A 19319-nucleotide genomic window follows, 5' to 3' on the forward strand; every position below is an offset into this window, starting at 1 on the left:
TCGCTCACCCTACCCAAGCCGCCGGACGCCCGGCGGGCGGCGGCGGGCCCCCGCCCGTCGAGGACGAACCACCACCGACCGGACGGTCCGCCGACGGGCCGTCAGCCGCCGAGCGCGGTGCTGACGGTGTGGATCAGCAGGCCGGCCAGCGCGCCGACCACGGTGCCGTTGATCCGGATGAACTGCAGGTCACGGCCCACGTTGGCCTCGATCTTGCGGGAGGCGTCGTCGGCGTCCCAGCCCGCCACCGTGTCCGAGATCAGCGAGGTGATCTGGTGCCGGTAGTTGGTGACGACGTGGTCGACGACCTTCAGCAGCCAACCGTCAGTTTTTGCCTGGATTTTGCTGTCGGTGGCGAGCTTGCGACCCAGCGTGCGCAGGCCCTCGGTGAGGCGGCGGCGCAGTTCGCTGTCCTCGTCCTCGGCGGCGTTCAGCAGCAGGCCGCGGACGGCGGCCCAGGACGAGGCGATCAGGTCCTGCACCTCGGGGCGGGCCAGCAGGTCGGACTTGGCGCGTTCGACCCGGGCGATGGTCGCCGGGTCGTGCTGGAGCTCGCGGGCGAAGTCGGCGAGGAAGTTGTCGAGGGCGCCGCGGGCCGGGTGCACGGGGTCGTCGCGGACGTCGCCGACGAAGCGCAGCAGTTCCTTGTAGACGCGTTCGCCGACCTGCTGGTCGAGGAACTTCGGCGTCCAGCCGGGGGTCTTGGCGGTGACCCGGGCGACCACCTCGCCGTGGTGGTCGACCAGCCAGTCGTGGGCGCGGGTGACGACCAGGTCGACGACGCCCTTGTGGCCGCCGTCGTCGACGATCTTCCCGAGCAGCCGTCCGGCGGGTTCGGCGACCGAGGTGGCGTCGGCCCGCCGGGTGACCGCCTCGGCGACGACGGCCTGCACGTCCTCGTCGCGGAGCACCTCCAGCAGGCCGCGCAGCGCGGTGGCGGCCTCCCGGGTGACGTGTTCGGCGTTGCCGGGCGCGGACAGCCACTCGCCGAGCAGCCGGGCCACGCCGACCTTGCCGAGCCGGGCCCGGACCACCGGCGCGGAGAGGAAGTTGTCGCCGACGAAGTCGCCGAGCGAACGCCCGAAGGCGTCCTTCTTGGTCGGGATGATCGCGGTGTGCGGGATCGGCAGGCCGAACGGGCGGCGGAACAGGGCGGTGACGGCGAACCAGTCGGCGAGCGCGCCGACCATGCCGGCCTCGGCGGCGGCCGCCACGTACCCGGCCCAGCCGCCCGCGCCGGAGGCCTCCGCCCAGGTGGCGAGGGCGAACACCAGCGTGGCCAGGCCGAGCAGCCCGGTCGCGACGGTCTTCATCTTCCGCACACCGCGCCGCTTCTCCTCGTCGGCGGCGGTGAAGCTCACTCCGGGGGCAGTCTCGTCCACGCTCACCCCGCCAGACTCGCACAGGATCCGCGTGCGGCGGCCGCCGCCCCGCGAATCCCACTCGCAGAACGGCCGCCGCCCCGCGAATCCGCCCTCCCGGAGCGGCCTTCCTACCCGCCCCCGCCGAGGACGATCCGCCGCACGCCCTCCCAGCGCGCCGGGTCGGTGACCCGGCGGCCGTCGAGCAGCACCCGGACGCCGGGGAAGTCGACGGCGCCGAGGTCCCGGTACTCGGGGTGGTCGGCCTGGACGACCAGCGCGGCGGCGGGCTTGCCCTGGTCGGGCGGCAGGCCGAGCGCGGCCAGTTCCTCCGGGGCGTACAGCGGGTCGCTGACGCCGACCTCCGCGCCGGCCGCCCGCAACGCCTCGACCAGCGGGAACACCCCGGAGTACGCGGTCTCCCTGACCCCGCCGCGGTAGGACGCGCCGAGCACCGTGACGGGCACGCCGGTCAGCGGGCCGTACGCGCCCTCCAGCAGGCCGACGGCGTACGCGGGGACGAGTTCGTTGGCCTCGCGGGCGGCGCGGACCACGGTGGCGCCGGGGTCGTTCCACAGGTAGAGCCGGGGGTAGACCGGGATGCAGTGGCCGCCGACCGCGATGCCGGGGCGGTGCAGGTGGCTGTAGGGCTGCGAGTTGCAGGCGTCGACGACCTCGGCGAGGTCCACGCCGACCCGGTCCGCGTACCGGGCGAACTGGTTGACCAGCGCGATGTTGACGTCCCGGTAGGTGGTCTCGGCGAGCTTGGCGAACTCGGCGGCCTCCGCGCCGGACAGCGCCCACACGCCGTTGCCGCGCGGCAGGTCGGGGCGCGGGTCGAAGTCGAGCACGGCCCGGTAGAAGTCGACGCCGCGCCGGGTGGACGCCTCGTCGATGCCGCCGACCAGCTTGGGGTAGCGCCGCAGGTCGGCGAAGACCCGTCCGGTGCGGACCCGTTCGGGGCTGAACACCAGCGCGAAGTCCCGTCCGGCGGCCAGTCCGGAGCCGGTCTCCAGCCGCCGGGCGAAGCGGCCGCGGACGGTGCCGACCGGCAGCGTGGTCTCGTAGCTGACCAGGGTGCCGGGGCGCAGTCCGGCGGCGACGGCGTCGGTGGCGGCGTCCAGCAGGGCGAAGTCGGGGTGTCCGGCGGCGTCGGTGACCAGCGGGACGACGATCACCACGGCGTCGGCGCCGGCGGCCGCGGCGGTGGTGTCGGTGGTGGCGCGCAGCCGGCCGGCGGCGACGGTCCCGGCGAGCCGTTCGGCGAGGTGGGCCTCGCGCGGGAAGGGCGGGCGTCCGGCGTTGACGGCGGCGACCGTCCCGGGGGCGATGTCGGCGCCGGTGACCAGGTGGCCCTTGGCGGCGAACTGGACGGCCAGCGGCAGGCCGATCTTGCCGAGGCCCACCACGCAGACGTCCCACGCCTGCCCGGGCGCCGCCCCGCCGCCCCCGGGGTCCTCAGAGCCCCCGGGGCCCTCGGGGCCCTGCGCCGGGGCGCTCACCGGGTGCCCCGCAGCGCGGCCGCCAGCCCGTCCCGCCGGGCCGTGCGCAGCCTGCGCTTGAGGGCCCACCGGGCGCGGCGCAGCGGTGCGGGGACGAGGCGGCGCCAGCCGTCGGGGCCGGGGGCGCGGCCGGTCTCGAAGAGGGCGTCGGGCAGGCCGAGGCGCCGGTCGCGGAACATCGGGTAGTCGGCGTAGAGCCGGGAGCGGCGGCGGACGGTGCCGGGTTCGCCGTGGTCGCGTTCCCAGGCGATCAGGTCGCACAGGGCGTGCAGTTCGCCGCGCCGGGCGAGGGCGAGGCGCAGCCGGGCGGGGACGGGCAGGGTGCGGAACACGGCGGGCGAGCAGTGCCGTTCGGTGAACTGCCCGATCTCCTGGACGATCCGGCGCTGGGTGGCGGGCGGTTCGGCGAGGAACGGGGGCTGCAGCAGTTGGGGGACGTCCCAGCTGAAGTAGCGGGCGCGGACGGCGTCCCGGGCGGGTCCGGGCGGGGTGCCGCGGTCGAGCACCTCGTGGGCGGCGGTGAAGCCGCGCAGCCGGTCGATCGGCCCGGCCCGGTGGGTGACGTTGGAGCGGTCCCGGCGGAGCACCAAGTGGTAGTAGTCGTAGTCGGCGAGGACGGAGACCTTGCGGGCGTGCAGCAGCGCGCCGAGGGTGAACGGCTGGTCGGAGTGGATGACCAGGTCCTCGCGGCGGCGCAGCCCGTGCCGGGTGACCAGGTCGCGGCGGAACAGCTTGGTGTCGCCGAGGGCCCAGGCGAGCGCGGAGTCGGTGAAGCCGACCTGCTCGGCGGTGCGGTCGAAGATGCCCTGCGGGACGACCCGGCCGTGTTCGCCGACCTGCTTGGGGATGAGCACGTCGGAGTTCCAGCGGTCGGCGGCGTCGACCATCCGCTCCAGCGCCTCGGGGCCGAGCCAGTCGTCGGCGCCGAGGTAGAGCAGGTAGCGGCCGCGGGCGAGTTCGGTGCCGCGGTTGGTGGGCTTGGCGGGTCCGCCGGACGCGGGCTGCCGCACGGTGCGGAACAGCCCGGGGTACGCGGCGGCGTAGCGGGCGAGTTCCTCGGTGGAGCCGTCGGTGGAGCCGTCGTCGACGGCGACCACTTCCATCCGCCGTCGCTCGATGCTCTGGCCGACCAGCGACTCCAGGCAGTCGGTCAGGTAGGGCATGGTGTCGTGGACGGCGATCACCACGCTGACGTCCGGTGCTTGCTCGGTCACGCGGTGTCAACTCCCGTATCGGCCGACTGGTCACTCTCCTCCCTCGAACGAGTGACGCGGCGGCGGCCCGGGGCCCGGGCCGGCCCGGGGCGGCGGGGTTCAGCCGGTGGGCACCGAGGCGTTCCCGGCGTAGATCCGGGCGATCACGTCCTCGATCGCGGGTTCCCGGACGGAGAGGTCGACCAGGGGGTAGCGCGCGGCGACGGCGGCGACGATCGGGGCGGCGCTCCGCCTGGCGGGGAAGGCCAGCCACTGGCGCGGGCCCTCGGTGCGGGTGACCCGGACGCCGGGCAGGTCGATCGGCGGGTGCGCCTCGGCGAGGTCGACGACCAGGGTGCGTTCGCTCTCTCCGACGGAGTGCAGCCGTTCCAGCGGCCCGTCCAGGACGAGGCGGCCGTGGTCGATCACCATCACCCGGTCGCAGAGCTGTTCGATGTCGGTGAGGTCGTGGGTGGTGAGCAGCACGGTGGTGCGCCGTTCCCGGTTGGTCTCGCGGAGGAACTCGCGGACCTTGGCCTTGCTGACGGTGTCCAGGCCGATGGTGGGTTCGTCCAGGTAGAGCACGGCGGGGTCGTGCAGCAGGGCGGCGGCCAGGTCGCCGCGCATCCGCTGGCCGAGCGAGAGCTGCCGGACGGGGGTGTCCAGCAGGTCGCCGAGGTCGAGGAGTTCGACGTACCGGTCGAGGTTGGCGCGGTGGCGGGCGTCGGGGACGCGGTAGATCCGGCGGGCGAGCTCGTAGCTGTCGCGCAGCGGCAGGTCCCACCACAGGGTGGTGCGCTGGCCGAACACCACGCCGATCCGGCGGGCGAGTTCGGCGCGCCGGGCGGCCGGGTCGACGCCGGCCACCCGCAGCCGGCCGCCGGTGGGGACGAGGATGCCGGTGAGCATCTTGACGGTGGTGGACTTGCCGGCGCCGTTGGGCCCGATGTAGCCGACGCACTCGCCCTCGTCGACGCTGAAGGTGAGCCCGTCGACGGCCCGCACCTCGCGCTTCTCGCGCCGCCAGCGGCCGGTCCGGGTGCGGACGGTGAAGCTCCGCCGGACGTCCTCGACCTCGATCATCGCCATCTGCCGGTCCTTCCTCAGCTTCCGGTGGAGCGGTAGGCGCGCAGCCCGGCCCGCCAGGCGAGTCCGGCGGCCAGCAGGCAGAGCGCGGCGGCCAGCGGCGCGGCGAACCGGAACGCCTCGGGCAGCCCGAGCGGGTCGGGCCGGTCCAGCACGTGCAGGGCGGGCAGCCAGTTGACGAACGCCAGCGGGATGCCGAACACGGTGCCGGCGACGAGTTCCCTGGCGAACACGGTGGGCGGGTACTGCAGGACGGTCCCGCCGCCGTAGGTGACCGCGTTCTGCAGCTCGGCGGCCTCGCCCCACCAGAACTGCACGCAGGAGCAGCCGACGAACAGCGCGCAGAAGATCAGCGTGCCGCACAGCAGCAGGGCGGGCACCATCAGCACCCGGTCCCAGGTCCAGTGCACGTCGAGCGCGGCGAGCGACCAGCCGAGCACGGCGCCGGCCTGCAGCACCCGGCCGATCCGGCGCAGCGAGAAGCGTTCGGCGGCGAGCTGGGCCAGCGCGGGGGCGGGCCGGACCAGCATGGTGTCCAGGCTGCCGGCCCGGACCCGTTCGCCGAGTCCGCCGACCGATCCGACCAGGACGTTGGCGGCGCCCAGCGCGACCGAGGAGGTGCCGTACAGGAAGGCGGTCTCGGGCAGCGTCCAGCCGGCCAGCCGGTGGGTGTGCGAGAACATCAGCAGCAGCACCGCGAAGTCCAGGAAGGTGATCAGGACGTTGGCGGCCAGGCTGAGCGCGAACGAGGCCCGGTAGGTCAGCATCGAGCGGACCCACATCCCGGAGATCAGCCACCAGCAGCGCACCGCCCAGCCGGCCCGGGCGAGCGGGCCCGCGCGTTCAGCCACCCTGGACCACCACCCGGCGGACGGCGAGCGCCTGGCCGACCCGGCCGAGAGCGAGCAGGGCGGCGGCCCAGGCCAGTTGGAACCCGTACAGGCCGAGCAGGGCGGTGCCGGTGCGGCGGCGCAGCAGGACGTCGGTGGGCAGTTGCACCATCGCCGAGAACGGCAGCGCCCGGGCGAGTTCGCCGAGCGCGCCGGGGAAGAGCGCGAGCGGCAGCAGCATGCCGGAGAAGAACATCGAGACCACGGTCATCGCGGCCCGCACCCCCTCGGACTCGTGCAGCCAGAAGCCGGTCAGGGTGGCCAGGAAGCGCAGTCCGAAGCTGACCAGCACGGCGAGCGCGACCGCGAGCAGGAACTCCGCCCACACCAGCGGGTCGGCGGGCAGCGTCAGGTCGAACATCACCGCCCCGGCGGCCATCGGCAGCGCGCCGCGGCCCAGCAGCTGGTAGGCGGCCCGGCCGAGGTCGGTGGCCAGCCACCAGCCCTGGAAGTCCACCGGCCGGTACAGGTCGATCGCGATGTCGCCGCTGCGGAACCGGGCCTGCAGGTCGTCCTGGAAGCCGCCGCCCCAGACCGCGACCGTCACCAGCAGGGCCTGGCTGATCCAGATGTAGGTGACCGCCTGCGCGGCGTCGTAGCCGCCCAGGCCGGGCCTGGCCCGCCACAGCGCCAGCATGGTGGAGGCGAGGATCGCCCCGAACACGGTGTTGGTGACCAGCCCGGCGAAGGTCGCCGCCCGGTAGGTGGAGTAGCGGCGGAAGGCCCCGCCGGCGACCGCCCAGTAGACCCCGCCCCGCACTCCGCCCCCCTCGCCGGAACCGGCCGCGACCCGACCGGCCGACCAACCTACGCCCCCGCCGCGCCGCCGCGCACCTGGTTTGCCGGGGCGCGCGGGCACGAAGGAGGGGGCGCCCGCGGGCGCCCCCTCGCTCCGGGTCCTACAGGTACAGCCCGGTCGAGCCCTCCAGGTCGCCGAACCGCCCGGCCGCGACCGCGTGCAGGTCGCGTTCGCGCAGCAGCACGTACGTCGCGCCGCGGACCTCGACCTCCAGCTTGTCCTCCGGGTCGTACAGCACCCGGTCGCCGGGTTCCACCGAGCGGACGCTCTGGCCGACGGCCACCGCCTCGGCCCAGGCGCAGCGCCGGGAGAGCTCGGCGGTGGCGGGGATCAGGATGCCGCCGGTGGAGCGCCGCTCGCCCTCGCCGGTCTCGGTCCGCACCAGGACCCGGTCGTGCAGCATCCGGATCGGCAGCTTCTCCCCGAGCCGGTCGTGCCGCCCGTGCCGGTCGTCGTCCGCGGGGGCCGTGGCCGTGTTCTGGGTGTCGTTCTCGCTCACGCCCCGACCGTACCGGACGGGGGGCGCGCGAAGGCCCCGGGCCTCCCTGGCCGGGAGTCCGGGGCCCGCCGCGGCCGGACGGACGACCGCCCGGCCGCCCGCTCGGCCGTTCGGCCGTTCAGCCCTTGCGCCGCCGCCGCGCCGAGGCGACCAGCAGCACCACGCCGACGCCGACCAGCGCGGCCGGCACCACCCGGTCGAGCCGGGGCCGGCCGTCCTCGTCCACGAACTTCGCCTTGGCCTGCTCGACGGCGCCGCTCGCCGCGACGTACGCCCGGCCGGCCTTCCGCTCGACCGTGGCGCGGACCTTGGCCTTGGTCTGGGCGGCGACGGTGGCCGGGTGGACGCGCATGGCGAGCTCGTCCAGGGTCGCGGCGAGCCGGTCCCTGGTCCCGGCGATGTCCGCCTCGATCTGGGCCGTCGTACGCGGTGCCGACGTGTCCTTGCCGCTCGCTGCCACTGGGGCCACCCCATCTCTGTTACCGCTAGGTACTTCGTTCTTCCCGGACAGTCTGTCAGCTCACCGCCGCACGCGCGCAGCGCCACCCACCAACGGGAGTAGGTTGGCCGGGAGCACGTCCGTCCGTCCCGTTCCCGAGGAGATCCAGCACAGTGAGCGAGCGCCTGCAGGCCGGCGACACCGCCCCCGCCTTCACCCTGCCCGACGCCGACGGCGAGGAGGTGTCGCTGGCCGACCACCTCGGCCGCAAGGTGATCGTCTACTTCTACCCGGCGGCGCTTACCCCGGGCTGCACCAAGCAGGCCTGTGACTTCACCGACAACCTGGAGGTGTTCGCGGGCGCCGGCTACGACGTGATCGGCATCTCGCCGGACAAGCCGGAGAAGCTGGGCAGGTTCCGCGAGGCCGAGGACCTGAAGGTCACGCTGCTGTCCGACCCGGCGCACGAGGTGCTGGAGGCGTACGGCGCGTACGGCGAGAAGGTGAACTACGGCCGCACCTACCAGGGCGTGATCCGCTCGACGATCGTGGTGGACGAGCAGGGCAGGGTGGAGCGGGCGCTGTACAACGTCCGCGCGACCGGGCACGTCGCCAAGCTGCTGAAGGACCTGGAGGTCGGCCGGTAGCGGCCGGAACGGAAGGAGCGGTGGCGGCCGACCCCCCGACCGGGTCGACCGCCACCGCCGTTCATGGGCCCGGGATCAGGCTCAGCAGGCCCCGAGGTCCGTCCAGACGCCCCAGGCGCCGCTCAGCGAGGGGTCCTCGCCCGCGGTCCACCACTTGTTCTGGTAGTAGTGGCCCTTCCACGACACCTTGGTGACGGTGGCGTAGGTGGTGCCGGCGCTCCAGCTCGGGGCGCCCGAGCAGGTCCCGGCGGTGACCGACGCGGACGCGGACGGCGAGGCCGACTGCGAGGCGGAGGCCGAGGCCGAGGGGGAGGCCGACCGGGAGGGGGAGGCCGAGGCCGACGGCGACGCGGACTGCGAGGCCGAGGCGGACGGCGACGGCGAGGAGGTGCTCGCGGCGGTGCCGCGGGTGAAGTCCCCGGTGATGCCGTACAGGGTGCCGCCGACGTTCACGGTCCAGTTGGACGGGGTGGAGACCGGCAGGTAGTAGACGAAGGCGACGTCCACCGAGGCGCCGGGCGCCAGGGTCTGCCAGGTCGGGAGCTTCAGCGAGACCCGGTTGTAGGTGCCCTTCAGGCCGCCCACGTTGGTGCCGGTGTGGTCGGCCCGGATCACCTTGGAGCCGAAGCCGGACTGGTCGGCGGCGTTGGCGGGCGCGGCCACCGAGTAGTCGAACTGGAACTCGGTGCCGCCCGGCAGGGTGGTGGTCGAGTTGTTGACGATGTGGATCTTCGGGTTGATCGGGTAGTTGTTGTCGCCCAGCGCGAACTGGGTGAACGACACGTCGATCGGCAGGGTCTGCTGCGGCAGCGCGATGGTGGAGCGGGTCGCGCCGTACGCCGAGGCCGACTTGAACTTGTCGTACAGCAGCGAGGTCATGGTGTTGCCCTGGACGTACTCGCCCTTGCCGCCGTTGGCGGTGGCGTCCCACTTGTAGTCGCCGGCCAGCTCCCAGATCATCGCGCCACCGACGCCCTGGTTGACCAGGTAGTCGGCCTTCGCGGCGATCGACTTGTCGTCCTCGGTGGAGAGGAAGACCTTCTTGTCGGCGTTCCACAGCCACGGGGCGACCAGGGTCGCGTCGTAGTTGCGGGTGTAGGTGCCCTTGAGCGCGGTGTCGGTCAGGCCGTACTTGGACAGGTAGTCCGGCAGGACGCCCGCTTCCAGGTTCTTGGCGTGCCACATCGGGTTGGAGCCGGCGGGCGACTCCTTGCCCTTGTCGTCCAGGTCGTGCCAGAGGTTGTCGATGCCGACGGCGCCGTCACCACAGGTGGTCAGGCCGGAGCCGGCCGGGCAGTTGGTGGTGGAGGCGGTGCCCCACAGGCCGTTGGTGCCGCCCTGGACGTTCTGGAAGCCGCGGGTGTAGTACGGCACGCCGAGGTTGATCCGGCCGGCCGGCATCGCGCCGCGGAAGTAGTGGACGGCCCAGTCGCCGTTCAGGTAGCCGATGCCGCCGTACTGCGAGGTGCCGTACACGTTGGCGGCGGCCAGCTCGGCGTCCTTGCCGTCGTCGAACAGCGCGGCGTTCGGGCCGACGTACTTGTTCCAGGCGCCGTGCAGGTCGTACGACATGACGTTGACGTAGTCCAGGTACTGGGTGACCTGGAAGGTCTCCATGCCGCGCAGCAGGTAGCCCGAGGACGGGGCGGCGACCGACAGCAGGTAGTACTTGCCGTCGGCGGCGGAGGCCCGGTCGAGCTTCTCGCGCATGGTCTTCATCAGCGCCGCGTAGCCCTTCATCAGGGAGGCGCGCTTGGCATTGCTGATGGTGTAGTCGAGCGGGTTGCCCGCGTCCTTCATCGAGGTCGGGTACTCGTAGTCGAGGTCGACGCCGTTGAAGCCGTACTTCTTGATGAAGGTGACGGCCGAGTCCGCGAAGGTGTTGATGCCGGCCTGGTTGACCGACCCGTCCGCGTTGACGGTCATCGAGTAGAAGCCGCCCGAGTTGACCCGGCTGCCCGAGTCGTCGAAGTAGCCGCCGGTCTCGGCCCAGCCGCCGACCGAGACCATGGTCTTGACGTTCGGGTACTGCTTCTTGAACTTGCTGAGCAGGTTGAAGTGGCCCTTGTACGAGTACGCCGGGTCCATCTCCGCGCCCGCCACGCCCGGGAAGGTCATCCCGGTGGAGGCGTTGTTCGGGCCGTCGGTGCCCACGGACAGCGTGTTGTCCGAGGCGACGTGCGCGAACGCGTAGTTGAGGTGGGTGACCTTGTCCCAGGGGATGTTGTTCACCAGGTAGGCGGGCGTGCCGTCCTTGCCGGTGCGCCAGCTGGTGAAGTAGCCGATGACGCGGCGCTGGTGGTCGGCGCCCATCTGCTCGCGGCCGCTGGTGTCGTAGACGTTGCAGTACGGGACGTCGACGCCGGGCGTGGTGTACATGCCGTCGGGGCGACACGCCTGGTTGTCGACGGCGGCCGCGGACGGGGCGACGCCGAGCGTCCCCATCAGCAGGCCCGCCAGGCCGGCGGCCGCGGTGGCGGCGAACGCCACCTTGCGGCCCTTCTGGTGGCGGCCGGCTGCGGCGGGACGCTGCTCCGCCTTGTTTCGGATCAACACTCGGTCCTCCTGGAGGGAGTGTCGTGCGCACGGCCGTGGGAAGCCGAACGCCTGTGGGGGAAGTTCCGCCGAACCTAAAAGGTCTGGACCATCCGCGTCAACAGGTCTGTACCAACTTGATATGAAGGGCCGGACCGTCCGCACTCGGACGATCCGGCCCCGCCTAGGGCGAGTTGACGCTACTTCATGCTGCCGGTCATCGCGTTGACGAGGGTTCCGGCCGGGTCGTCGGCCTCCAGCGAGTAGGCGAAGATCCCGCCGAGGCCCTTGGAGGTCGCGTACGCGCCGCGCGCCGCGATCGCCTGCGGGGTGTCGCCGGTCCACAGGTTGGTGCCGTCGTAGATCCACGAGCTCTGCGTGGTCGGGTCCCAGTGCACCGCGGAACCGGTGGTCTTGCCCGCCGCCACCAGCTCCTTCCAGAACGCCACGCCGGCCGTCTGGCTGGTGCCCTGCGCCCCGGCCGGGCCGGTCGCGGCCTGGTACAGGCCGTAGTTGCCGCCGGCCGGCACGCCGGTCCACCCGCGCAGGTAGAACGGCACGCCCAGCACCAGCTTCTTCGCCGGGAACCCGCCCTTGATGCCGTACGCCGGGGCGCCGTTCAGGTAGGCGTTCACCGCGTTGTCCACGGTGTACTTCTGGGTGCCCGGGGCGACCGGGCCGCTCGGGTCGTTCGGGCTGTCGTACAGCGGGTCCTGCAGGTTGGTCGGGCCGGTCGCGTCCCAGGCGCCGTGCATGTCGTACGTCATCACGTTGCCGTAGTCCAGGTACTTGCCGATCTGGTCGGTCTGCAGCAGCGCGATCTTGTCCTGGCCGGAGGGCAGCGCGGCGGTCAGCAGGTACTTCTTGCCGACGGTCTGCCCGTAGGCGTCCAGCTGGTTGCGGAACTCGGCCAGCAGCGCGGTGAAGTTGGCGGTGTCGGCGGCCGCGTGGTGGTTGCCGGTGTGGCCGCCCGCCGAGGCCGGGTACTCCCAGTCGATGTCGATGCCGTCGAAGATGCCCATCGCCGCGGCGGCGCCGCCGGTGATGTCGCCCTGCACCGAGGGCACGTTGCCCTTGATGAACATGTCGATGCAGGAGGAGACCAGCTTCTTGCGCGAGGCGTCGGTGGCCGCCGCGTCGGAGAAGTACTTGGAGTACGTCCAGCCGCCCAGCGACATGGTGATCCGCAGGTTCGGGTACTTCGCCTTGAGCTCGCGCAGCTGGTTGAAGTTGCCCTTCAGCGGCTGGGTCCAGGCGTCGGTGGTGCCGTCCACCGAGATGTCCGCGGTGTAGCCCTTCTGGTAGTCCGCGAACGCGTCGCCCGCGCCGTCGCCGGCGCTCGGGTTGTTGTCGTTGGTGTCCGCGGCCTTGATCGTCTCGAAGCAGGTCAGCGTCGACGGGTTGATGTTGGCGAACGCGTAGGTCATCGTGTTCAGCCCGCTCGCGGCGCCGGTCGCCGCCATCGTCGACGGGTAGTACTTGTTGCCGTAGATGCCCCACTGCGCGAAGTACGCCGACTTCACCGGACCGCTCGGGGCCGCCCCGGTGGTCACGGTCACCGGCGCGGAGAACCCGCTGCTGTGGCCGTCCTTGTCGTAGCCCTGCACGGTGAAGCCGTACGAGGTGTTCGGCAGCAGCGAGGAGACGGTCACCGTGGTGCCCATCGAGGTCGCGGTCTGGTTCGTGGTCCCGCCGGTGAAGATCCGGTAGACCGCGCTGTTGCCGTTCTGCGCGTTGTCGGTCGAGGCGTTCCACTTCAGCGTCACCGAGGTGCCCGACACGCTCGCGGTCAGCCCGGTCGGCGTGGTCACCACCCCGTCCCCGCCCGGCGTCCCGGTCTGCGAGGCCGAGGCGGAAGCGGAGGCGGAAGCGGACGGGCTCGCCGAGGTGCTGGCACTCGAACTCGCGCTGGCACTCGCGCTCGCGCTCGGGCTGGCGCTCGAACTCCCGCTCGCCGACGGGCTGCCGGAGCCCGACCCGCCGGGGCCGGTGAGCTGCAGGTCGTCCGCGTAGTAGGTGCCCTGGCCGTACCAGCCGTGGGTGTAGACCGTCACCGAGGTGGTGGTGGCGCCGGTGGTGAAGGTGGTGCTGCGGTTGGCCCAGTCGGCACTGGAGCCCCAGGCGTTGGTGTCGGTGGTGCCGGTGCCGGTGACGCCGAGGTAGGTGTAGTTGCCCTTCAGCCAGCCGCTCAGGCTGTAGGTGGTGTTCGGGCTGACGGCGACGGTCTGCGAGCACTGGGCGGTGTCGGACGCGGAGGCCGCCGCCTGCAGGGCCCTGGTGCCGCCGTGCGGGGCGGTGGAGGTGGTCGAGCCGAGACCGGCCGAGCAGTTCCAGCCGGTCGTGGTGCCGCTCTCGAAGTCGCCGTTGGCGAGCAGGTTGACGGTGGCGGCCGAGGAGGCGCCGCTGATCACGGTGACCAGTCCGGCGGCTCCGGCCACCAGGGCGGTCGCGGTCGCCAGCGCGGTGCCGGCCTTCAGCGGGCGCCGTCCCGATCGGGCGGCGGAGCGCGCGGCTGTGGCGCGTTCGGGCATGGGTCGCTCCAATGCTCGCGCCCGGCAGGGGGATCGGGCGCCGTGGGGGAGGAATGACGTGCCTGGGCCCGGCCGTTGCGCACCGTCCGGGGCCCGGTTTTCCGCGGATCGGCGCGAACGTACGTGGTCTGGACCACACCGGTCAATAGGTCTGTACCAATTCTTGAACAAGTCAGGACACCCCGAACCGCCGCCCGAAAGGGTGGTGCACGCCCGCGTGACGGGCCAGTAGCATGGCGGAAGTCAGGTATCGGCGGTCTTGGCGGAATTGGCAGACGCCCGGGTTTTAGGTGCCCGTGAGAGAGATCTCGTGAGGGTTCGAGTCCCTCAGGCCGCACCGGCGTTGCACGCGCGAAGAGGCCCGCCCCGGTCGACCGGGGCGGGCCTCTTCGCGTTCCCGCCTCCTCAGCCCAGCAGTTCGGCGACCACCGGCGCGAGCGAGCGGAACGCCTGGCCGCGGTGGCTGATCGCGTTCTTCTCCTCGGCGGTCAGCTCGGCGCAGGTCCGGCTCTCGCCGAGCGGCTGGAGGACCGGGTCGTAGCCGAAGCCGTTGGTCCCGGCCGGCTCGGTGCGCAGGGTGCCGTGCAGTCGGCCCTCGACCACCCGCTCGGTGCCGTCCGGCAGGGCGAGCGCGGCGGCGCAGGCGAACGACGCGGCCCGGTGCTCGGCGGCGATGTCGCCGAGCTGGGCGAGCAGCAGGTCCAGGTTGGCCTTGTCGTCGCCGTGCCGCCCGGCCCACCGGGCGGAGAAGATCCCGGGCGCCCCGCCCAGCACGTCCACGCAGAGTCCGGAGTCGTCGGCGACGGCCGGCAGCCCGGTCGCCCTCGCCAGCGCGTGCGCCTTGAGCAGCGCGTTCTCGGCGAAGGTGACTCCGGTCTCCGGCACGTCGGGCACCTCGGGGAAGGCGTCCGCGCCGACCAGTTCGACGTCCAGTCCGGCCGCGCCGAGGATGTCGCGCAGCTCGGCGACCTTGTGCTGGTTGCGGGTGGCGAGAACGAGTCGCTTGGTCATGCGCCCCAGCCTAGTGCCGCGCCGCCGGTCAGCCGGTGCACACCTTGCTGACCCGCCCGGCCGCGCTGCCCAGCGGCCCGAGGTCGGGCGTCCGGTTGCCGTCGACGGCCTTCTGCACGTTGTCGATCTGGGTCTGCAGGTCGGTGACGGCCTTGGCCAGGTCGGCGTCGCTGGAGTTGCGCCCGATCTTGTCCAGGTCGCCCTTGAGGTTCTGCAGCGCCTGCCCGGCGGCGGCCGGGTCCTGGTCGGCGTCGTTGAACGCGTCGCCGAGCTGGGCGACGTGCGTGGTGACCTGCACGGCGGTGTTCGCGCAGCTGAGCGCCTTCTCCGCGGCGGAGCAGCTGACCGCGCTCAGCGGCAGCACCAGGGCGAGTGCCGCGACGGCGAGGACGGTGGTGCGGTTGATGCTCGACGTCTGCTGCATCGACGAGTCCTCCAGGAGGGTGTGCGGGCTCACCCCGAACGTTAAGGCTCGGCCCGCGCGCCTGTACAGCACGCGCGGACCCGCTTCCTCCCTACCTGACGGCCGTTCAGCCCTCCGCGGTTCCTAGACCTCCAGCGCCTTGCGCTGGATCTCGTCGAGCTCGGCGCAGCCGAGGCTGCCGAGGTCGAGCAGCCGGTCGAGCAGGGCGCGGTCGAAGGGGGCGCCCTCGGCGGTGCCCTGGACCTCGACGAAGCGGCCGTCGGAGGTGCAGACGACGTTCATGTCGGTCTCGGCCCGGACGTCCTCCTCGTAGCGGAGGTCGAGCATCGGGACGCCGTCGATGATGCCGACGCTGACGGCGCTGACGCCGCCGGTGATCGGCTGGCCCTTGGCGCGCAGCAGCTTCTTCCCACGGGCCCAGGAGACCGCGTCGACCAGGGCGACGTACGCGCCGGTGATGGCGGCGGTGCGGGTGCCGCCGTCGGCCTGGAGGACGTCGCAGTCGAGCACGATGGTGTTCTCGGCGAGCGCCCGGTGGTCGACCACGGCGCGCAGCGAGCGGCCGATCAGGCGGCTGATCTCGTGGGTGCGGCCGCCGATCTTGCCGCGGACGGACTCGCGGTCGCCGCGGGTGTTGGTGGCCCGGGGCAGCATGGCGTACTCGGCGGTGACCCAGCCCTCGCCGCTGCCCTTGCGCCAGCGCGGGACGCCTTCGGTGACGCTGGCGGTGCACAGCACCTTGGTGTCGCCGTAGGAGACCAGGACGGAGCCTTCGGCGTGCTTGCTCCAGTTCCGTTCGATGGTGACGGGGCGGAGCTGGTCGGGGGTGCGGCCGTCGATGCGAGACATGGTCCGAGCGTATCGGGTCGCCGCCACCGGCCCGGCGGGGGCGCACGCGCGGCGGCCCGCCGGGCCGGTGGTCTCCGGCGGGCGGGCCGTGCGGGGTGGAGCGGGCCCGTGGGGGCTCAGCTCACATCATGTCCTCGATCTCGGCGGCGATCGGGTCGGCGTCGGTGCCGATGACGACCTGGATGGCCGTGCCCATCTTCACCACACCGTGCGCGCCGGCCGCCTTGAGCGCCGCCTCGTCGACCTTGGAGGCGTCGTGGACCTCGGTGCGCAGCCGGGTGATGCAGCCCTCGACCTCGTCGATGTTCTCGATTCCGCCGAGACCGGCGACGATCTTCTCAGCCTTGCTGGCCATGGTCTTTCTCCCTCTGTCTCGGCGCTTCGGCGGTCGGTCGCCGGGTGCCGTACTGCGGTGTGCGGTGGTGCCGGCCGGAGGTGACCCGGGATCAGTCTGCCGCGCCTTCCGACGACGCGACCAGCATCACCCGGTTCCGGTCGATATGCCACGTTAGTCCACTTTCGGGCTATCTCCGCGCGCGGCCGTCGCGGGGGCCGCCGGAGGATGACGATCATCGGGCTCTCGAACCCGGAACCGCCACTGTCCCGAAAGTGGTCTACACCAATTCTAGGTGTACTCGGGACAACGCAGGACGGTCCGCCGGTGTTCCTGGCCCCGCGCACGGATGGACCCGAACGGGCAAGGGAACGGCAGCGGAGGGCCGACGATGAGTTCACCAGGCGCCACGGCGCACCAGTCCACGTGGTGGCACACCTTCTACGGCGGCCTGCAGAAGATGGGCCGCAGCCTCCAGCTGCCGGTGGCCGTCCTGCCCGCCGCGGGTCTGCTGACCCGACTCGGCCAGGACGACATCTTCGGCAAGGACGGCCTCGGCTGGAACAAGGTCTCCGCCGCGATCGGCGCCGCCGGTGGCGCGCTGCTCAACCCGGCGCTCGGCCTGCCGCTGCTGTTCTGCATCGGCGTGGCGATCGGCATGGCCAAGAAGGCCGACGGCTCCACGGCGCTCGCCGCGGTGGCCGGCTTCCTGGTCTACTACGCCGTCCTGCGCGCCTTCCCGAAGGACTGCCCGAGCGGATCGACGCTCGACGCCACGATCTGCGTGAACTACACGGACAAGACCGTGGTGGAGGCCGCCTACCAGAACCCGGGCGTACTCGGCGGCATCCTGATGGGCCTCTTCTCGGCCTGGCTGTGGGTGCGCTACCACCGGGTCAGGCTGGTCGACTGGCTGGGCTTCTTCAACGGCCGCCGCCTGGTCCCGATGATCACCGCCCTGGTCGGCCTGCTCCTCGGCTCGCTGATGGTGTGGATCTGGCAGCCGATCGGCGACGGGCTGGAGGACTTCTCCAAGTGGCTCTCCGACCTGGACGCCCTCGGCTCCGGCATCTTCGGCCTCGCCAACCGCGCCCTGCTGCTGATCGGCATGCACCAGCTGCTGAACACCTTCGTCTGGTTCCAGTTCGGCTCCTACACCAACCCGGAGACCGGCAAGTCCGGCACCGGTGACATCGGCCGCTTCCTGGCGGGCGACCCGGACGCCGGCCAGTTCCTCTCCGGCTTCTTCCCGATCATGATGTTCGCGCTGCCCGCCGCGGCGATGGCCATCGCCGCCTGCGCCAAGCCGCACCGGCGCAAGGAGATCTACGGCCTGATGTTCTCGGTCGCACTGACCTCCTTCGTCACCGGCGTCACCGAGCCGATCGAGTACTCCTTCGCCTACGTGGCCCCGCTGCTCTACGGCATCCACGCGGTGCTCACCGGCGTCTCGATGGCGGTCACCTGGGGGTTGGGCGTCCACGACGGCTTCAGCTTCTCGGCCGGCCTGATCGACTACCTGCTCAACTGGAACCTGGCCACGAAACCGTGGCTGATCATCCCGATCGGCCTGTGCTTCGCGGTGGTGTACTACGTGGTCTTCCGGTTCGTCATCGTCAAGTTCGACCTGAAGACCCCGGGTCGCGAGGACGACGACGAGATCGACGACGTGACCAAGGCCTGACCCCGGGCCGGCGGCCCCGGCGCGGTGCCCGCGCCCCCGGACGGGAGACCCTCCCGTCCGGGGGCGCTTTTTTGTTGTCCGTCGGATCAAAAGGAGCCGTCACCAGGGCGGCTGACCTGGGGTCAATCCCCGGAAGGTTTCGATTCAGCGGCGCTTGCCCCCCACCGCCCTGGAAGGGTTCCGGAGCCCGTTCGGCGCGTGCTAGAAAGCTGGACGAGACCCTAAGTGGTCTAGACCAGAATCGCGCTGCCGTGAGGAACCACCGCTATGAGTACGACCGCGCAGGACCCTCGACCCGCGGCGGCACCCGGCGGACGGGAGCTGCGCTCCCGGGTCTTCGCGGCCCTCCAGAAGATCGGCCGCAGCCTGCAGCTCCCGATCGCCGTGCTGCCCGCCGCCGGCATCCTGCTGCGGCTCGGCAAGGAGGACGTCTTCGGCGACGAGGGCCTGGGCTGGACCCGGGTCGCCCAGGTCTTCTCCGCCTCCGGCCACGCCGTCTTCGACTGGATGCCGCTGCTGTTCTGCGTCGGCATCGCGATCGGCTACGCCAGGAAGGCCGACGGCTCCACCGCGCTCGCCGCCCTGGTCGGCTTCCTCACCTACCACCAGGTGCTCACCGCCTTCCCCAAGACCGGCTACCAGGTGCTGCCCGGCCGGGACGTCGAGGCCACCTACCAGGACCCGGGGGTGCTCGGCGGCGTGGTGGTCGGCCTGCTCTCCGCGGTCCTCTGGCAGCGGCTGCACCGCACCCGGCTGGTCGACTGGCTGGGCTTCTTCAACGGGCGGCGGCTGGTCCCGATCGTGATGGCCTTCGTCGGCACCGCGCTGGGCGTCCTCTTCGGCCTGTGCTGGGGGCCGATCGGCAGCGTCGTCGACGACTTCAGCAGCTGGGCGATCGGCCTCGGCCCGCTCGGCGCCGGCCTGTTCGGCCTGGTCAACCGGGGCCTGCTGCCGTTCGGCCTGCACCAGTTCGCCAACACCTTCTTCTGGCAGCAGGCCGGCCGCTTCACCACCCCCGACGGCCAGACCGTCCTCGGCGACCAGGCCCGCTTCTTCCAGCACGACCCCAGCGCCGGCCAGTTCATGACCGGCTTCTTCCCGATCATGATGTTCGGCCTGCCCGCCGCCGCCCTCGCCATCGCCCACTGCGCCCGCCCCGAACGCCGCCGCGCCGTGCTCGGCATGATGTTCTCGCTCGCCCTGACCTCCTTCGTCACCGGCATCACCGAGCCGATCGAGTTCTCCTTCCTGTTCATCGCGCCCGTGCTGTACGGCATCCACGCCGTGCTCACCGGCCTCTCGATGGCCCTCACCTGGGCGCTCGGCGCGCACCACGGCTTCACCTTCTCCGCGGGCGCCATCGACTACGCGCTGAACTGGAACCTGGCCACGAAACCGTGGCTGATCCTCCCGGTCGGCCTGTGCTTCGCGGTGGTCTACTACGCGGTGTTCCGCCTGGTCATCGTCCGGTTCGACCTCAGGACGCCGGGCCGCGGCGACGACGACGGCCTCGACGACGGGTAGGCGCCGGGCAG

The 19319-nt window shown here is 72.2% G+C and carries 17 protein-coding genes and 1 tRNA gene; 4 read left to right on the forward strand and 14 right to left on the reverse strand.

Annotated elements, in window-relative coordinates; translation table 11 throughout:
• Positions 1-101 precede the first annotated feature (101 nt).
• From ACZ3J7_RS19450 to ACZ3J7_RS19485, 8 genes are all read right to left on the reverse strand, one after another.
• Positions 102-1382, reverse strand: a complete 1281-nt coding sequence (locus tag ACZ3J7_RS19450; protein ID WP_465622797.1) for a DUF445 domain-containing protein — start codon at positions 1380-1382, stop codon at positions 102-104.
• Between the two features lie 110 nt (positions 1383-1492).
• Complete coding sequence (locus ACZ3J7_RS19455; RefSeq protein ID WP_465622801.1) at positions 1493-2767, reverse strand: nucleotide sugar dehydrogenase; 1275 nt, start codon at positions 2765-2767, stop codon at positions 1493-1495.
• A gap of 92 nt (positions 2768-2859) precedes the next feature.
• A complete protein-coding gene (locus ACZ3J7_RS19460; protein ID WP_465622505.1) occupies positions 2860-4077 on the reverse strand; it encodes a glycosyltransferase family 2 protein in 1218 nt (405 codons plus the stop codon).
• A 99-nt stretch (positions 4078-4176) separates the two neighbouring features.
• Positions 4177-5145 (reverse strand): ABC transporter ATP-binding protein, encoded by a 969-nt coding sequence (locus ACZ3J7_RS19465; protein ID WP_465622508.1) that lies wholly within the window; start codon positions 5143-5145, stop codon positions 4177-4179.
• Positions 5146-5159: 14 nt separating this feature from the next.
• Positions 5160-5993 carry an ABC transporter permease gene (locus ACZ3J7_RS19470; protein WP_465622511.1) on the reverse strand — a complete coding sequence of 278 codons (834 nt, stop codon included), beginning with the start codon at positions 5991-5993 and terminating at the stop codon, positions 5160-5162.
• Positions 5986-6792: an ABC transporter permease gene (locus tag ACZ3J7_RS19475; protein WP_465622516.1), complete on the reverse strand. Its 807-nt coding sequence runs from the start codon at positions 6790-6792 to the stop codon at positions 5986-5988. The genes ACZ3J7_RS19470 and ACZ3J7_RS19475 overlap by 8 nt, the downstream gene beginning before the upstream one ends.
• Before the next feature lie 139 nt (positions 6793-6931).
• Positions 6932-7234 (reverse strand): GroES family chaperonin, encoded by a 303-nt coding sequence (locus ACZ3J7_RS19480; RefSeq protein ID WP_051732111.1) that lies wholly within the window; start codon positions 7232-7234, stop codon positions 6932-6934.
• 214 nt (positions 7235-7448) lie between these two features.
• Positions 7449-7799: a DUF3618 domain-containing protein gene (locus tag ACZ3J7_RS19485; RefSeq protein WP_465622519.1), complete on the reverse strand. Its 351-nt coding sequence runs from the start codon at positions 7797-7799 to the stop codon at positions 7449-7451.
• A gap of 143 nt (positions 7800-7942) precedes the next feature.
• Between ACZ3J7_RS19485 and bcp the strand changes: the two genes are divergently transcribed.
• A complete protein-coding gene (gene bcp / locus ACZ3J7_RS19490) occupies positions 7943-8416 on the forward strand; it encodes a thioredoxin-dependent thiol peroxidase (RefSeq protein ID WP_465622522.1) in 474 nt (157 codons plus the stop codon).
• An 81-nt stretch (positions 8417-8497) separates the two neighbouring features.
• On the opposite strand, the gene ACZ3J7_RS19495 is transcribed toward bcp, so the two are convergent.
• Positions 8498-10861, reverse strand: a complete 2364-nt coding sequence (locus ACZ3J7_RS19495) for a chitinase C-terminal domain-containing protein (RefSeq protein ID WP_465622805.1) — start codon at positions 10859-10861, stop codon at positions 8498-8500.
• A 290-nt stretch (positions 10862-11151) separates the two neighbouring features.
• Positions 11152-13482: a glycosyl hydrolase family 18 protein gene (locus ACZ3J7_RS19500; protein ID WP_465622527.1), complete on the reverse strand. Its 2331-nt coding sequence runs from the start codon at positions 13480-13482 to the stop codon at positions 11152-11154.
• A gap of 253 nt (positions 13483-13735) precedes the next feature.
• On the opposite strand from ACZ3J7_RS19500, the gene ACZ3J7_RS19505 reads away from it, so the two are divergent.
• Positions 13736-13819: transfer RNA gene (locus tag ACZ3J7_RS19505), tRNA-Leu, on the forward strand.
• A gap of 68 nt (positions 13820-13887) precedes the next feature.
• Here the strand turns inward: ACZ3J7_RS19505 and rdgB are convergent.
• From rdgB to ACZ3J7_RS19525, 4 genes are all read right to left on the reverse strand, one after another.
• The gene (rdgB, locus tag ACZ3J7_RS19510) at positions 13888-14493 is read right to left on the reverse strand and encodes an RdgB/HAM1 family non-canonical purine NTP pyrophosphatase (protein WP_465622530.1); all 606 of its coding nucleotides are present in this window, start codon (positions 14491-14493) and stop codon (positions 13888-13890) included.
• Between the two features lie 28 nt (positions 14494-14521).
• Positions 14522-14917 carry a hypothetical protein gene (locus ACZ3J7_RS19515; protein WP_465622534.1) on the reverse strand — a complete coding sequence of 132 codons (396 nt, stop codon included), beginning with the start codon at positions 14915-14917 and terminating at the stop codon, positions 14522-14524.
• A gap of 123 nt (positions 14918-15040) precedes the next feature.
• Positions 15041-15766 carry a ribonuclease PH gene (rph, locus tag ACZ3J7_RS19520; RefSeq protein ID WP_465622538.1) on the reverse strand — a complete coding sequence of 242 codons (726 nt, stop codon included), beginning with the start codon at positions 15764-15766 and terminating at the stop codon, positions 15041-15043.
• A gap of 121 nt (positions 15767-15887) precedes the next feature.
• Entirely contained in the window at positions 15888-16121 is a 234-nt protein-coding gene (locus ACZ3J7_RS19525) for a PTS sugar transporter subunit IIB (RefSeq protein ID WP_014135942.1), read from the reverse strand.
• A 370-nt stretch (positions 16122-16491) separates the two neighbouring features.
• On the opposite strand from ACZ3J7_RS19525, the gene ACZ3J7_RS19530 reads away from it, so the two are divergent.
• Positions 16492-17784: a PTS transporter subunit EIIC gene (locus ACZ3J7_RS19530; RefSeq protein ID WP_465622543.1), complete on the forward strand. Its 1293-nt coding sequence runs from the start codon at positions 16492-16494 to the stop codon at positions 17782-17784.
• A gap of 267 nt (positions 17785-18051) precedes the next feature.
• Positions 18052-19308 (forward strand): PTS transporter subunit EIIC, encoded by a 1257-nt coding sequence (locus ACZ3J7_RS19535; RefSeq protein ID WP_465622545.1) that lies wholly within the window; start codon positions 18052-18054, stop codon positions 19306-19308.
• Positions 19309-19319 lie beyond the last annotated feature (11 nt).

The sequence above is a fragment of the Kitasatospora sp. NPDC015121 genome (assembly GCF_055562955.1).

Bases quoted from the DNA above. Each gene is read 5' to 3' on its own strand.
- ACZ3J7_RS19480 (WP_051732111.1), bottom strand. From the start codon at position 7,234: ATGCTGCACGACCGGGTCCTGGTGCGGACCGAGACCGGCGAGGGCGAG.
- ACZ3J7_RS19465 (WP_465622508.1), bottom strand. From the start codon at position 5,145: ATGGCGATGATCGAGGTCGAGGACGTCCGGCGGAGCTTCACCGTCCGC.
- rph (WP_465622538.1), bottom strand. From the start codon at position 15,766: ATGTCTCGCATCGACGGCCGCACCCCCGACCAGCTCCGCCCCGTCACC.
- ACZ3J7_RS19515 (WP_465622534.1), bottom strand. From the start codon at position 14,917: ATGCAGCAGACGTCGAGCATCAACCGCACCACCGTCCTCGCCGTCGCG.
- ACZ3J7_RS19495 (WP_465622805.1), bottom strand. From the start codon at position 10,861: ATGGGGACGCTCGGCGTCGCCCCGTCCGCGGCCGCCGTCGACAACCAG.
- ACZ3J7_RS19530 (WP_465622543.1), top strand. From the start codon at position 16,492: ATGAGTTCACCAGGCGCCACGGCGCACCAGTCCACGTGGTGGCACACC.
- rdgB (WP_465622530.1), bottom strand. From the start codon at position 14,493: ATGACCAAGCGACTCGTTCTCGCCACCCGCAACCAGCACAAGGTCGCC.
- ACZ3J7_RS19525 (WP_014135942.1), bottom strand. From the start codon at position 16,121: ATGGCCAGCAAGGCTGAGAAGATCGTCGCCGGTCTCGGCGGAATCGAG.
- ACZ3J7_RS19500 (WP_465622527.1), bottom strand. From the start codon at position 13,482: ATGCCCGAACGCGCCACAGCCGCGCGCTCCGCCGCCCGATCGGGACGG.
- ACZ3J7_RS19535 (WP_465622545.1), top strand. From the start codon at position 18,052: ATGAGTACGACCGCGCAGGACCCTCGACCCGCGGCGGCACCCGGCGGA.